Source organism: Rossellomorea sp. y25 (assembly GCF_038049935.1).
In the GTDB taxonomy this organism is placed as follows: domain Bacteria; phylum Bacillota; class Bacilli; order Bacillales; family Bacillaceae_B; genus Rossellomorea.
Genome location: NZ_CP145886.1, coordinates 4,353,373 through 4,367,896, shown reverse-complemented (window position 1 = coordinate 4,367,896; position 14,524 = coordinate 4,353,373). Strand labels below are relative to the sequence as shown.

Below are 14,524 nucleotides of genomic sequence, written 5' to 3'. Positions count from 1 at the left end.
ATGCAAAAAGTGAGAAAAGCGATTATTCCAGCTGCTGGACTTGGAACAAGATTTTTGCCAGCTACGAAAGCTCAACCGAAGGAAATGTTGCCGATTGTAGATAAGCCTACGATTCAATATATTATCGAGGAAGCTGTGGCTTCTGGTATTGAGGATATCATTATTGTGACGGGTCGAGGTAAGAGAGCGATTGAGGATCATTTTGATAAGTCCTATGAACTGGAAGAAACGCTAGCGAAAAAAGGTAAGTATGACCAGCTTGAAGAAGTACAGGGGATTTCGAAGTTGGCTAATATTCACTATATCCGCCAGAAGGAACCTCTTGGACTAGGTCATGCAATCTCATGTGCTAGTCGATTTATTGGGGATGAGCCATTTGCGGTATTGCTCGGAGATGATATTGTACATGCTCAAGAGAAACCTTGTCTGAAGCAATTAATCGATGTGTATGAGCGTTATAATTCGTCCGTCATCGGTGTTCAGGAAGTCCCCAAGCAGGATGTTTCAAAATATGGTGTGATCTCGATTAATCATAATGGAATTGAGGATGGGGTTTATCATATCCATGATTTGGTTGAGAAGCCGAAGATTGAGGAGGCTCCCTCTAATTATGCGATTATGGGTCGTTATGTTCTGAGGCCGGAAATCTTCACTATTTTAGAAAACCTTACTCCTGGTGCTGGTGGGGAGATTCAGTTAACTGATGCTATAAAAGAGTTGAATCTTATCCAAATGGTTGTGGGATTTGAGTTCGATGGTGTGAGGCATGATGTTGGAGATAAGTTTGGGTTTATAAAAGCTACATTGGATTTTGCGCTTGAGCGTGAGGATTTGCAATCGCAGGTGGTGGACTATTTGGAGAGTTTGGTTGGTGTCAAAAGGGGTGAAGGGTGAGTTCTTTTACCCCTCTCGTGAAGCAATTTGTTAAATATTTCGGCTTCTCGTGACTTGGATTGATCTATTTTGTGACGGAAATGTGAAAATATATTTGTTATAACTGAGAAGTTAGAAGAGATAGGTTTCCAAGGGATCTATTTCTAAGAGTCCTCATTGTTCTAGGGATTAAGTACCTTAATTATAAAGATTGATTTTTAATGTATATTTATTTCGGATTTATTATTTAGGGACTTAGTAGTTGGTTGGAATGATTCGGATGTTCCATTTAATTCCTATTTAACTAAATGATTTTTTAAGGAGTGTTACAGGCATGTATATGAAAGTGAAAAGATTAATAGATATTATTCTTTCTTTAAGTGGTCTTATACTATTATCCCCGGTTTATTTAATTCTAATTATTGCCATTAAGTTGGACTCGAAAGGGCCAGTTCTTTTTAAGCAGAAGCGTATTGGTATTAACAAGACACATTTCAATATTTTAAAGTTCCGTACTATGAGAATAGATACTCCTAACGACACTCCTACTCATTTATTGGAAAATCCTGAGCAGTTCATTACCAAAATGGGTAAGCTCTTGAGAAAGACCTCACTTGATGAGTTACCTCAAATTTGGAATATTTTTGTTGGACAAATGAGCATTATTGGACCTAGACCAGCATTATGGAACCAATATGACCTTATTGCTGAACGAGAAAAGTATGGTGCTAATGATGTTCCACCTGGTTTAACTGGGTGGGCGCAAATAAATGGCCGTGATGAGCTTCCAATTGAGGTTAAGGCTAAATTAGATGGTGAGTATGTAGATAAACTTGGTATTTGGATAGACGTTAAGTGTTTCTTAGGAACAATAATTAGCGTTGTAAAGAGTGATGGTGTTATAGAAGGGGGAACTGGTCGCAAAAAGGAAGTTGCTAGTAGTAAGGAGAGTACTTCTAAATGAAAAAAATTCTTATAACAGGAAAAAATAGCTATGTAGGAAAGAGTTTTAAGAGTTGGCTTGGAAATTATCCTGATAAGTATTCAATAGATTTTATTAGTCTTAGAGAAAATTCATGGAAAGAAGAAGACTTCTCTGTTTATGATGTAGTGCTTCATGTGGCTGGAATTGCTCATGTCTCAACAGATCCGAAAATGGAAGATATATATTATAAAGTGAATAGGGATTTAACAATAGAAACTGCTGAAAAGGCAAAGGCTGAAGGTGTAAAGCAGTTTATTTTTATGAGTAGTATAATTGTATACGGTGATAGTAGTAGTGAAGAAAGAGTGATTGATAAAAATACTAAACCTACTCCTAGTAATTTTTATGGAAATAGTAAATTGCAGGCTGAAGAAGGTATTAAATCTTTAAATAGTGAAAACTTCAGAATAGCCATTATCAGACCACCAATGATTTATGGAAAGAATTCAAAAGGTAATTACCCTAAACTTGCTAAAGCAGCTCAGATACTACCATTATTTCCTGATGTAGAAAATAAGCGTAGTATGCTGCATATCGATAATCTTAGTGAATTTATTAGACTTATCATTGATCATGAAGAAAGTGGATTATTCTTTCCACAAAATAAAGAATATGTTAGCACCAGTGAAATGGTAAAGGTTATTGCTGGATTTCACAGTAAGAATATTAAATTGACAAAGATGTTCAATCCAATTCTTAACCTGATAGGAATTAAATTTGGAATTGTCAACAAAGTGTTTGGAAATTTGGTATACGAAAAAAGTATGAGTTTATATAAAGAAAATTATCAAGTAAGAGATTTTCGTAAAACAATAGAATTGACGGAGAAATAATGATGGAGGGTTGAAGAAATATGAAAAAGCATATTTTAGTTATATCACAATATTTCTACCCTGAACAATTTAGGATAAATGATATATGTACTGAATGGGTGAAAAAAGGTTATAAAGTTACTGTTATTACTGGTATCCCAAATTATCCGCAAGGGAAATATTTTAAAGGGTATGGACTTTTAAAGAAAAGAAAAGAGACATACAACGGGATAAGTATTATTAGAATCCCACTGGTTCCAAGAGGGAATAATTCAATAATGCTTGCCTTGAATTATATTTCATTTGTGGTCACAGGATTATTTTGGAATTTATTCACAAAAATAAAAGCAGACTATGTCTTTATATTCGAAGTATCTCCGATGACTCAAGCCTTACCTGGTGTATGGTACGCAAAAAAAAGAAAGATACCATGTTACTTATATGTTCAAGATCTTTGGCCAGAAAATGTCGAGATTATCACAGGAATTAAGAATAAATATGTTATTGGTGCCATTGGTAAGATGGTTGATTATATATATAAACACTGCACTAAAATCTTCACAACATCAAATAGTTTTGTAGATTCGATTGTAAAGCGTAATGTGAATAGACATAAAGTAGAGTACTGGCCACAATATGCAGAAGAGTTCTATAGGCCTCTGAACAAAAAAAGTATTGTTGAAATTCCAAGTGATGATGCATTAAATGTAATATTTGCTGGTAATATCGGGAATGCTCAAGGTTTGGATATCTTACCAAAAGCAGCTTTACTAATTAAAGAAAAGCAAGTAAATAGAAAAATTCGATTTAATATAGTTGGAGACGGACGATATAAAGAAACTTTAGTTAAAATGGTTGATTCAAAAAATGTATCGGAAATGTTTAATTTTATCGAAAAACAACCTGCATACAGAATCCCTGAATTTATGGCTGCTTGTGATGCCGCTTTCCTTAGTTTAACAAATAGCCCTCTTTTCTCTATGACAATTCCTGCAAAGTTACAATCATATATGGCTTGTGGAATTCCAATAATTGCATCTGCAGAAGGTGAAACATGTCAGATTGTTAAAGATTCAGGTGCTGGTTTTTCTAGTCCTGCTGGTGATGCAGAGAAACTATCAGAGGTTTTCATTGAATTGTTAACCAAAACTGATGAAGAATTAATACAGTTGGGTCAAAATGCTAAAAACTACTACGATTGTAACTTTAACAAAGAGGATTTGTTAAATAGAATGGATTCGCACTTAAGAGATAATCATAAATTGGAGGAAAAACAAATTGTTTAAAAATAAGACACTACTAATAACCGGTGGTACTGGTTCTTTCGGTAATGCTGTTATGAAAAGATTTTTAGATACAGATATCAAAGAAATTAGAATATTTTCACGAGACGAAAAAAAACAAGATGATATGCGAAAAGTTTATAAAAATGAAAAACTTAAATTCTACATAGGAGATGTAAGAGACTTGTCAAGTGTTAAGAATGCTATGCATGGTGTAGATTACATATTCCACGCAGCTGCATTAAAGCAAGTTCCTTCTTGTGAATTCTTTCCTTTGGAAGCTGTTAAAACTAACGTAATTGGAACGGAGAACGTTCTTAACGGAGCTATTGAAAGTGGTGTTAAAAAAGTCATATGCCTTTCTACTGATAAAGCTGCATACCCCATAAATGCAATGGGAATTTCTAAAGCAATGATGGAAAAGGTGTTTGTAGCCAAGGCGAAAACGGTAGATCCAGAAAGAACCTTAATTTGCGGTACTCGATATGGAAATGTAATGGCTTCAAGAGGTTCTGTAATTCCATTATTTATTGAACAGATTAAAAGTGGCCAACCCTTGACGGTTACTGATCCTAATATGACAAGATTCCTTATGAGTTTGGAAGAAGCTGTAGAGCTTGTGGTATTTGCTTTTGAAAATGCAGAAGCCGGCGATATTATGGTGCAAAAATCACCGGCATCAACTATTGGAGAATTGGCGCAGGCACTTAAGGAATTATTTAATGTTGATAATGAAATAAAAGTGATTGGTACCCGTCATGGTGAAAAACTATATGAAACATTGCTTACAAGAGAAGAGCATGTAGTTGCAAAAGATTTAGGCGGATTTTATCGAGTCCCTGCGGATCAAAGAGATCTAAACTATGAAAAGTACTTTGAAGAAGGAGATCAAAAGTTATCTTCTGAAGATGAATATAACTCTCATAACACAGAACGATTAAGAATTGAAGCGATTAAAGATAAGCTTTTAATGCTTGATTATGTTCATGAAGAGTTGAAAGGTTGGAATAGAAGATGAACATATTAGTAACTGGATCAAAAGGTTTTATTGGAAAAAATCTAATAGCTGAATTAAGAAATCGCAACTATACAAGTATTCAAGAATATAGCAGGGACACAGATCCAACTCTACTAAATGAGTATTGTAAAAATGCAGATTTTGTATTTCATCTTGCTGGAGTAAATCGCCCTAAGGATCAATCTGAATTTATGGATGGAAACTATGGTTTTACATCTATATTATTAGAAACGCTAAAAAAGCACCAAAACAACTGTCCAGTAATGATTTCATCTTCTGTTCAAGCCAATTTAGAAAACCCTTATGGCATTAGTAAAAGAGCAGGTGAAGATTTACTTTTTCAATACAGTAATCAAACAGGAGCAAAAGCGCTGATATATCGTTTCCCTAATGTCTTTGGGAAATGGTGCAAGCCTAATTATAATAGTGCAATAGCTACTTTTTGTCATAATATTGCTAATGGGTTACCGATAAATGTAAATGATCCGAACGTCAAGATGAATCTAGTATATATTGATGATGTTGTTGAAGAGCTTATTAATGCTTTACATTGTAATGAAAATAAAATTGATGATTTTTGTGAGGTTCCAGTAGTTCACACTAGTACTCTAGGTGAAATTGTTAATTTAATTTATTCTTTTAAGCAAAGTCGAGAAGAACGAACAATACCTGATATGTCTAATTCACTTTCTAAAAAATTATATAGTACTTATTTGAGTTATTTGCCAGAAGATCAATTTAGTTATGAACTAAAAATGAATGTAGATAATAGAGGTTCATTTACAGAGTTTATTAAGACTCCAGAAAGAGGTCAAGTTTCAGTTAACATTTCTAAGCCTGGCATTACAAAAGGTAACCATTGGCACCATACAAAAAACGAAAAGTTTTTAGTTGTAAGTGGACATGGAGTTATTCGCTTTAGAAAAATTGATTCAAGTGAAGTTATTGAATATTTTGTCAGTGGAGAAAGGTTGGAAGTAGTTGATATACCTACGGGATATACACATAACATTGAGAATCTTGGTGACACAGATATGGTCACAATTATGTGGGCGAATGAGCTGTTTGATCCTGAAAAGCCGGATACATACTACCTGGAGGTTTAGAATATGAAAAAATTAAAAGTTATGACAGTCGTTGGTACAAGGCCTGAAATTATAAGATTGTCGGCTGTTATTAATAAATTAGAAGAATCAAGTGCAATAGAACATATACTAGTTCATACAGGGCAAAATTATGATTATGAATTAAATGAAGTATTCTTTAAAGATTTTAATTTGAAGAAACCAGACTATTTTCTTAATGCAGCTACCGGAACTGCGGTAGAAACAATAGGAAATATCCTAGTTAAAATCGATCCAATTTTGGAAGAGGTCCAACCAGAGGCTTTATTAGTACTAGGTGATACCAATAGCTGCTTATGTGCAATAGCCGCAAAGAGAAGACAGATTCCGATATTCCATATGGAAGCTGGAAATAGATGCTATGATCAAAGGGTGCCAGAAGAGACTAATAGAAAAATTGTTGATCATACAGCAGATATTAATTTAACGTATAGTGATATTGCTCGAGAGTATCTGTTAAGAGAAGGGCTACCTGCAGATAGAATCATTAAAACTGGAAGTCCAATGTTTGAAGTTCTCAACTCAAGAAAAATCGATATTGAAAAATCAGATGTTTTAGAAAGAATAAAACTTGAAGAAGGGAAATATTTTTTAGTTTCAGCCCATAGAGAAGAAAATATTAGTTCAGAGACTAATTTTCTAGATTTAGTAGATAGTTTAAATGGGATAGCTGAGAAATATAATTTCCCTGTTATTATAAGTACTCATCCGAGAACTAGAAATATGATTAATTCTAAAGGAATAGAATTTAACCCTTTAGTAAAGACATTAAAGCCATTAGGGTTTAATGATTATGTAAAACTCCAAATTAAAGCTAAAGCAGTTTTAAGCGATAGTGGAACGATAAATGAAGAGTCTTCCATTCTAGGCTTTAGAGCTTTAAATATAAGGCAAGCTCATGAAAGGCCAGAGGCAATGGAAGAAGCATCAGTGATGATGGTTGGTTTAAAGAAAGAAAGAATTTTACAAGGTATCCATATATTAGAAAAACAACAAAAAAACACTTTAAGAATTGTTAGCGATTATACTATGCCTAATGTGTCAGAGAAGGTACTTAGAATAATATTATCATATACAGACTATGTAAATAGGGTCGTTTGGAGAAAGTGAATATCTGTAATGGAGGCATAAATGAAAAAACTTTATTTATTGGCAAAACTCATAAAGAAAATTCAAATCCCTGCAATCAGAAATTCTAAAATTGATAAGACAGCCAGAGTATGTTCTGCTTCTCATGTTATAAATACTAAGTTAGGAAGGTATTCCTATATAGGTAATTCTTGTACCGTTGTTAATGTAACAATAGGAAGCTTTAGCTCAATTGCCGATAATTGTATTATTGGTGGTGCAAGTCATCCTATAGATTGGGTCTCAAGTTCACCTGTTTTCCATGAAGGACGTAATATAATGAAGAAAAACTTTTCATCTCATGAGTATAAAACCGTGGAAGAGACAGTTATTGGAAGTGATGTTTGGATTGGTAATAACTGTTTGATAAAAAGCGGTGTTAAAATAGAAAATGGAGCAGTTATTGGTATGGGTTCAGTCCTTACCAAAAATGTTGGAGCATATGAAATTTGGGCGGGTAATCCAGCAAAAATAGTACGTAAACGTTTTGATGACGATATAATAGAAAAGCTTTTAGAGAGCAATTGGTGGGAATGGGAAGATAATTCATTAACAAATGAAGCTCAGTATTTTAATGACGTTAAAAATTTTTTGAAGTTAGGAGAATAAATTTTGAAAGTATTACATGTATGCTTAGCATCTTTTTATATCGATAATTATTCATATCAGGAAAACGTGTTGCCAAAGCATCATAAACAAATGGGATTAGATGTAGAAATACTAGCTTCTCTTGTGTCTTTTGATAAGGATGGTAATAGTTGCTTAATAAAATCAGGTGGTTCTTATATTAATGAATATGATATTCCAGTGACTAGATTAGATTATAAAAAGTCAAAGTTTAGCAAAAGATTACGCCAATACCAAGGTACATTTGAAGCAATCAAAAAGTCTAAACCTAATATAATTTTCATACATGGCTGTCAATTTTATGATATAAAATATGTAGTCAAATACGTTAAAGAAAATCCATTGGTGAAAGTGTTTGTTGATAATCATGCGGACTTTTCAAATAGCGCTAAGAATTGGATATCCAAAAATTTTCTTCATAAAATTATATGGAAACACTGTGCGTGGAAGATAGAGCCTTATACGACAAAATTTTATGGAGTGTTGCCAGCTAGAGTAGACTTTTTAGTAAATATGTATAAGTTACCAGAAGAAAAAGTAGAGCTGTTGGTTATGGGTGCTGATGATGATGAAGTAGAAAAAGCAAAAAGTGAAAACTCAAAACAAATAATCCGAAAAAAATATGGCATTGAAAAGAAAGACTTTTTAGTCATGACGGGCGGGAAAATAGACCATGCAAAAAAACAAACTCTACTGTTAATGCAAGCTATAAAAGAAATTAATAATGATAATATTAAACTAATTGTTTTTGGTTCGGTTGTAAATGATTTAAAGGAACAAGTAAATGAATTTTGTGACGGTAAAAGGGTCCAATTCATTGGTTGGCTTGAAAATCATGAAAGCTATAAACATCTAGCTTCAGCGGATTTAGTTGTATTTCCTGGACGGCATTCAGTCCTATGGGAACAAACTGTAGGCTTAGGAAAGCCCATTGTCGTAAAATATTGGGAAGGAACTACACACGTTGACCTAGGAGGAAACTGTAATTTTTTATATGAAGATTCAATTGATGAAATTAAGTTAGTAATTAAGGAATTATATAATAATAACGATCAATTTTTAAGCATGAAAGAAGTCGCCGAACAGAAGGGTATACATGAATTTTCATACAAGGATATTTCTAAGAGATGCATACAGTATTGAACGAGTAAAGTTGGTGTATTAAATAATGTATTTATATATCTTAATATTCTTAACAGAATTGTATCCTGTAGTGAACAATCTGTTAAATATTACTTATAATAGTACCGTTTATAGGGCAATATCAATTCTTACTTTTGTAATAATAATATTATTATTTCTAAGAGATATAATAATTAAGAAAACTATTTCCAAAAAGCTTGTTATGATCATTTTAATAGCTTTTATCTTGGTTTCCTCTATACTATTGTCAATATCTATTTATGGGAATGTTGATAGTTTTGCGAAAACCAAGTATTTAATAGTGGTGATAAGAGCAGTTCCGATGATATTCCTTGCTTCAATTCTGGTTAATAAACCTAAAAGCTGGCAATTGGGAAAATTGAAATTAATAAATATTTTAATTTCAATATCACTATTAAAATACCTATATCTAAATAAATCATCATTTTTTTTAGCCCATACATTAAACTTCGGTGGAGTTAATTATAATGATTTTTCTTACATTGCTGCTCTAAATATAGCATTGAGCTATGTCCTCCTATTTGATTTATATGTAAATAATACAACTAGAAAAGCACAACAAAGCATTTTGGTGTTAACAAGCATAGTTATATCATATACAGCTTTATTTTTCTCAGGTGGTAGGGGAGCAATGGTACTAAGCATAGTTTTCCTACTCTTATTCATTTTTAATGTACTAAAGCAAACAAAAATCAATATTAAAAAGGCAAGTAAACTAGTGTTTATTGTATCATTATTACTAGTTAGTGTAACTTTCATTGTTCTTAACAATGAGACTCTAAAGGACGGTATTTTTCGTGGTTTTAGTTTCTTGAATTTTAGTGGTAGTGGCTTAATCGATTGGGAAAATACATCTGGACGATTATTTATATATAGGGATTCATTAGAGCTTATTAAAAATAGCCCTTTTTGGGGTCATGGAATTGGATCTGTTTATTTGATTCACCCTTCTGCACATTTTTCTCACAATTTATTTTTAGATTTATTTATAGATGGTGGAGTATTTTTAATATTTTTTAGTATATTACTTATCATTTACGTATTAAAAAAATCGATTAAAAATTCATGTGATATTAAATATTATTTTTCTCTTAGTTTATTTTTGTTTTCCTTTATAAATTTACTTTCTGGAAGTAATTACTTGATTGAACCAATATTGTGGTTTTCTCTTACCTATATTCTTTTGTTAAATAACAGATATGAAAAGGAAGTTATACCAGCAAAAGCTCAACTATAGAGTTATTACTTAAAGATGGTCTCTAAAGTTACTCTAAATTTTCTTGGACTTAGGTAGTCAGATTATTATAAATTTTATTATTAAACTATTCCAGCTGGAAATTAAAACACTGTTAAATTTTAAGTAGTATTAAATAGAAGTCAAGCTATTTTTCATTTTATAGTGAATCCTGAAAAGAATTAGCTCAATTTATAAATTTATTTCACAAAAATAATCTATATTAGATAATTAAGGTTTCAGGTGGCTCAAGTTGAACGATAAATTCATAAGTAGGTGTTTATGTTGAAAAATATTGCTTTTTTGGTTTCTTCAGCTGCAACTGGTGGTGGGATACAAAAATCGTTATCATTAATATCAAAAGCACTGAATAATGAAAAGTTTTCAGTTACAATAATATCACTATTTGATTATGAAGAGATTAAATATGACTTCGGTCCTAAAACTACATTTTTAAAAGGATCATTGAAAGGAAATGTGGATCTAAAAAAAGTATTTTTCAAAACATACTTTCAGTGCAAAAGACTTCTTTCATCTGCACATTTTGACACACTTGTAATTGAAGGGTTGGGCCTTGTCCCTTTCATACCAACTAAGTTTTTGAAAGACAAGTCGTTGAAAGTTGTAGTCCGTGACCATACCGGTATGAGCAATTATAGTAGATACGGCTTAAGTTGGTTAGGTCTAAAGCAAACGATGAAGTATTCTGATAGATTCGTTGTTTTGACAGAGGAAAATGAGCGAGAGTATGCGGAAATATTTAATGGCGAAAAAAATAAAATTAAAACCATTCCTAATGCACTTGATCCTAACATTATAAACTCACCGTATAATAATAATAGTAAAAAGATTCTGTATGTTGGGAGATTAAGTTATGAGAAGGGTGCCGATTTACTGGTTGAATCATTTGGCAAAGCTTTGGATTTGATTAATGATGATGAATGGCAATTAGATATATATGGTTCAGGGCCTGAAATGGATAATATCCAAAAGCAGATATCCCAACAAAACTTAAATACTAGAATAAATTTAAAAGGGTACAACAGAAATATATATAGTACTTACAAAGAATACTCCTTTTTAGTTGTACCTTCCAGATTTGAGTCATTTGGACTGATTATGTTAGAAGCATTAAAGGTAGGAATTCCAGTAATAGCTTTTGATTGTAATTATGGCCCTAGGAGTATAATAAGAGATAAGGAAAATGGTCTTCTCGTACCCCAAAACGATATCAATGAATTTTCAAAAGCAATTAGTAAGTTAATATTAAATAAAGATTTAAGAATATCTCTTTCAAATAATACAAATACTTATTTGGATAAGTATAATTATAGAAATGTAATAAGTGAGTGGGAAACATTACTTTAAGAAATAGGTGGAAATATGAAAGTAATCTTTATAAGTAGATACGGTAGTAAGAATTTAGGTGACGAATTAATTGTACGTGAGCTAGAAAAATTATTGATAGATTATACAGAAGCGATATACAGGTTTGATTATAATTTATCATTTTATAATACTTTAGATGAATCTTTTCAATATAGTCAACATCATCCCAAATCTACAAAGAAAAAGAAAAGTACTTATTTAAAATTTATATATAGAAAATATTTAAGGAAAACCTTTATGATTTCAGTCTTTAGAGATTACCTTAATAAGAAAAAAGCAATTAATAATAAAAATTTAGCTACATATCGTGAAAAAATTAAGGATGTTGATGCTTTAATTATTGGTGGGGGAAATGCCATATTTGATACAGAAAAACACTCTTCATCAGCATTCTATTTTGGTTTAATATTGAAAGAAGCTAAAAAGAGAGGGTTACCTATTTTTGTGATAAACGTAGGTATTGGTCCTTTCGAAACTAAATCTCAAATTAATAATACTATTGAAGTACTGAATATGGCCGATTATGTAACTGTAAGAGATAAAAAGTCATATGATCTTATTAGTGATTTAAATAAAGGTCAAAGGAAGTTATTTCAAACAGTTGATCCAGTAATTTTCTTACAGGGCATTGACAAATTAAAGGGCGAAGTAAAAACAATCGGTATTAATGTTATGGATATAAGGTTGGCAGAATATACAGATGATACTTACCAGGAATATCTATTTAATCTAGGGAAATTAATAAATTATTACCTTGAAAATACCAATTACAAAATTTCGGTGTTTTGTACTGAGAAGTTGGATGTTAAAGCTATAGAGGACTTAAGACTAAAAGTAAATACCAATAGTAGTAGATTGCAATTTGAGAATTTTATGGATCTAAAGAATACTTTACTATTATTTGATAAACTAGACTTATTAGTTGGAACTAGAATGCACTCAACAATAGTTGCCTTATCTAAAAACATACCTTTCATTGGAATTAGTTGGCAACAAAAGGTTACCGAATTTTTTAAACTGACGGGGTTTGAAGAAAATATGGTTACTTTGAATGGTTTTATAAGTGATTATTTATGTGTGACCGATAGAGTAGATAATCTAGTAGAAGAGTATAGCATTAATATAAGTAAAATGAACGAAAAAAAAGAAGAGCTGAAATTAATGTTTGACATTAATAGTGAGGTATTGAAACAAATTGAATTATCGACAAAAATGATAAATAATATTAAATCCTAATGTATTAATACATAATCTAGTAATTATTACTTAATGTTTAAGAAAGTATTTTAACTCTAGAATAGATGGAAGGAAATTCAAATGAAAGACAATTTGATTTATAATCTAGGGGCGTCTATCCTTACATTTCTTCTAACCGTATTTATTACTTTTTGGATGACTCCCTTGATAATAAATAATTTAGGGACGGAAGCTTACGGGTTTATTCCGCTAACTCAACAAATTATTAGCATTTTGTCGGTTTTAACTTTTGCTCTAAGCTCTGTAATTGCTAGGTTTTTAACGATATCTATTTCACAAGGTAATATTAGAAAAGCAGAAGAGTATTTTAATACTTATTTAGTTTCAACGCTTTTTGGGGCGATATTAATAATAATTATAGTAATGGTAGTAATAAATAAGATAAACAGAGTATTAAATGTACCTGATTATTTATTAATTGATGTAAAACTAGCAATCTTTTTTGGTGGGACTTTAGTTATTATTACATTTGTTAATTCTCTTTTCTTAGCTGGTCCGTTTGCAATGAATAAATTATATATTACTAAAGGTATTGAAGCAATAAATGCTATTACTAAAGCAATTGCTATACTATTATTGTTAACCATATTTTCACCTAAAATATGGTACATAAATTTAGGGGCAATGGTAGCAGGTGCTGTTTCACTGATTACAAGTTTTTACTTTTTTAAGAAGCTCATACCAACAGTATCCGTAAACTTTAAGAGGTTTAATTTTAGCAACTTAAGAGAATTACTAAGTGCCGGTATATGGAATTCAATCGGACAAATTGGTGTTATATTATTTCTTTCAGTTGAGATTATACTTGCGAATATTATTTTCGGTGCATCAAAGGCAGGAGTTTATGGAGCTATGTTACAGCTTCCATTATTATTAAGAACAGTTGCTAATATTACATCTTCCGTATTTGCACCTGTTATAATAAATAATTATGCCAGTAAAAACATAAATTCACTAATAAACTATTGTAATAAATCAGTAAAACTAAATGGTTTGTTGATAGCTTTACCAGCAGCTTTAATTTGTGGATTTGCAGGGGTAATATTAAACATTTGGTTAGGTCCTGAATTTGTAACACATAAATGGCTTTTAATATTAAATTCCGCATACTTAATTGTTACACTTAGTCCTTTACCTTTAAATCATATATTTACAGCTGTTAATAAACTGATGCTACCAGGCTTAGTAACGATCATGTTAGGGGTTATAAACCTTTTGTTAGCTATCCTACTATCTATTTATACTAATCTGGGCCTATACGGTATCGTTTTAGCAGGTGCTATCTCATTAATAGGTAAAAATGTTATTTTTATTCCAATATATAGTTCTGTAGTAACTAATCAACCATTGTGGAAATATTTTGTCGGTATGATATATCCAATTATTGGTGCATTTTTTATTACCATAGTAAGTTTTATTTTACAATCTTACTTTCAGATAATAAGTTGGTGGGATTTGGTACTTTCAGGAACAATTATTACTATAGGATATATATTATTTTCTTTTTTCTTGCTCTTTAACAAAGATGAAAAGAGTTATTTGTTAAATATTTATAGAGCTGCAAGAAAAAGAAATTAATTATAGGTTATGTAATATAGTAATATAAAACATATCATTTAATTTTGCTAGG

Annotated in this window: 13 protein-coding genes; all 13 read left to right on the top strand. The window is 31.3% G+C overall.

Annotation, left to right across the window (positions count from 1 at the left end):
* The 13 genes from galU (at window position 1) to AAEM60_RS21675 (ending at window position 14,472) form a co-directional block, all read left to right on the top strand.
* A complete protein-coding gene (gene galU, locus AAEM60_RS21735; protein ID WP_341357143.1) occupies window positions 1-894 on the top strand; it encodes a UTP--glucose-1-phosphate uridylyltransferase GalU in 894 nt (297 codons plus the stop codon).
* 313 nt (window positions 895-1,207) lie between these two features.
* The gene (locus tag AAEM60_RS21730; RefSeq protein ID WP_341357142.1) at window positions 1,208-1,837 is read left to right on the top strand and encodes a sugar transferase; all 630 of its coding nucleotides are present in this window, start codon (window positions 1,208-1,210) and stop codon (window positions 1,835-1,837) included.
* On the top strand, window positions 1,834-2,691 hold the full coding sequence (locus AAEM60_RS21725; RefSeq protein ID WP_341357141.1) for an NAD-dependent epimerase/dehydratase family protein: 858 nt from the start codon (window positions 1,834-1,836) through the stop codon (window positions 2,689-2,691). The genes AAEM60_RS21730 and AAEM60_RS21725 overlap by 4 nt, the downstream gene beginning before the upstream one ends.
* A gap of 20 nt (window positions 2,692-2,711) precedes the next feature.
* Window positions 2,712-3,956: a glycosyltransferase family 4 protein gene (locus AAEM60_RS21720; protein WP_341357140.1), complete on the top strand. Its 1,245-nt coding sequence runs from the start codon at window positions 2,712-2,714 to the stop codon at window positions 3,954-3,956.
* Window positions 3,949-4,971: a polysaccharide biosynthesis protein gene (locus tag AAEM60_RS21715; protein WP_341357139.1), complete on the top strand. Its 1,023-nt coding sequence runs from the start codon at window positions 3,949-3,951 to the stop codon at window positions 4,969-4,971. Before AAEM60_RS21720 ends, AAEM60_RS21715 begins: the two co-directional genes overlap by 8 nt.
* Window positions 4,968-6,077 carry a capsular polysaccharide biosynthesis protein CapF gene (locus tag AAEM60_RS21710; RefSeq protein WP_341357138.1) on the top strand — a complete coding sequence of 370 codons (1,110 nt, stop codon included), beginning with the start codon at window positions 4,968-4,970 and terminating at the stop codon, window positions 6,075-6,077. The genes AAEM60_RS21715 and AAEM60_RS21710 overlap by 4 nt, the downstream gene beginning before the upstream one ends.
* Window positions 6,078-6,080: 3 nt before the next feature.
* Window positions 6,081-7,205 carry a UDP-N-acetylglucosamine 2-epimerase (non-hydrolyzing) gene (gene wecB, locus AAEM60_RS21705; RefSeq protein WP_341357137.1) on the top strand — a complete coding sequence of 375 codons (1,125 nt, stop codon included), beginning with the start codon at window positions 6,081-6,083 and terminating at the stop codon, window positions 7,203-7,205.
* A 21-nt stretch (window positions 7,206-7,226) separates the two neighbouring features.
* Window positions 7,227-7,832 carry a CatB-related O-acetyltransferase gene (locus AAEM60_RS21700; protein WP_341357136.1) on the top strand — a complete coding sequence of 202 codons (606 nt, stop codon included), beginning with the start codon at window positions 7,227-7,229 and terminating at the stop codon, window positions 7,830-7,832.
* 3 nt (window positions 7,833-7,835) lie between these two features.
* Window positions 7,836-8,993, top strand: a complete 1,158-nt coding sequence (locus tag AAEM60_RS21695) for a glycosyltransferase (RefSeq protein ID WP_341357135.1) — start codon at window positions 7,836-7,838, stop codon at window positions 8,991-8,993.
* A gap of 25 nt (window positions 8,994-9,018) precedes the next feature.
* Complete coding sequence (locus tag AAEM60_RS21690) at window positions 9,019-10,251, top strand: O-antigen ligase family protein (protein WP_341357134.1); 1,233 nt, start codon at window positions 9,019-9,021, stop codon at window positions 10,249-10,251.
* Between the two features lie 279 nt (window positions 10,252-10,530).
* Window positions 10,531-11,616: a glycosyltransferase gene (locus tag AAEM60_RS21685; protein ID WP_341357133.1), complete on the top strand. Its 1,086-nt coding sequence runs from the start codon at window positions 10,531-10,533 to the stop codon at window positions 11,614-11,616.
* 15 nt (window positions 11,617-11,631) lie between these two features.
* Window positions 11,632-12,873 (top strand): polysaccharide pyruvyl transferase family protein, encoded by a 1,242-nt coding sequence (locus AAEM60_RS21680; protein ID WP_341357132.1) that lies wholly within the window; start codon window positions 11,632-11,634, stop codon window positions 12,871-12,873.
* An 81-nt stretch (window positions 12,874-12,954) separates the two neighbouring features.
* Window positions 12,955-14,472, top strand: a complete 1,518-nt coding sequence (locus AAEM60_RS21675; RefSeq protein ID WP_341357131.1) for an MATE family efflux transporter — start codon at window positions 12,955-12,957, stop codon at window positions 14,470-14,472.
* Window positions 14,473-14,524 lie beyond the last annotated feature (52 nt).